Origin of the sequence: Hymenobacter coccineus (genome assembly GCF_001816125.1) — a bacterium.
Classification (GTDB): Bacteria; Bacteroidota; Bacteroidia; order Cytophagales; family Hymenobacteraceae; genus Hymenobacter; species Hymenobacter coccineus.
This window is the reverse complement of the sequence record NZ_MDZA01000305.1, coordinates 1-333: the sequence shown is the minus strand read 5'-3', so window position 1 is coordinate 333 and position 333 is coordinate 1. Positions and strand designations below refer to the sequence as shown.

1 protein-coding gene is annotated in these 333 nt (G+C 64.6%); it reads right to left on the bottom strand.

Going from position 1 to position 333, the window contains the following annotated elements; genetic code table 11:
• The coding region (locus tag BEN49_RS15675) for an IS3 family transposase (RefSeq protein ID WP_141765693.1) at positions 1-258 on the bottom strand (258 nt) is incomplete at its 3' end.
• Between the last annotated feature and the right edge of the window lie 75 nt (positions 259-333).

The following is a 333-nucleotide window of genomic DNA, read 5'->3' as shown; positions in this document are numbered from 1 at the left end:
GCGCAAACGCTGGCGGCCCACCGCGTGGCCTTCGCGCCGCAGTTGAGCGCGCAGCCGACGCTGGCCATAGCGGCCGGCGTGGGTGGCGAAGACGCGCTGGGCCGCCACTTGCCAGGCGGGCAGCACTTGTTCGGCCGTCGGCACGGGTGCGCGCTTACACCAGGCATAGTAGCCGCTAGCACTGACGCCCAGCACGTGGCACTGCTGCCGCACGGGCCAGCAGGGAGCGTGTAAAGCAATGAAAGCGAAGCGTTTCATCGGCCCGTCGGTTGTGAAAATATGGTCAGCGCTTTTTTTAAAATATCGCGCTCCATTTCAGCACGGGCCAATTGG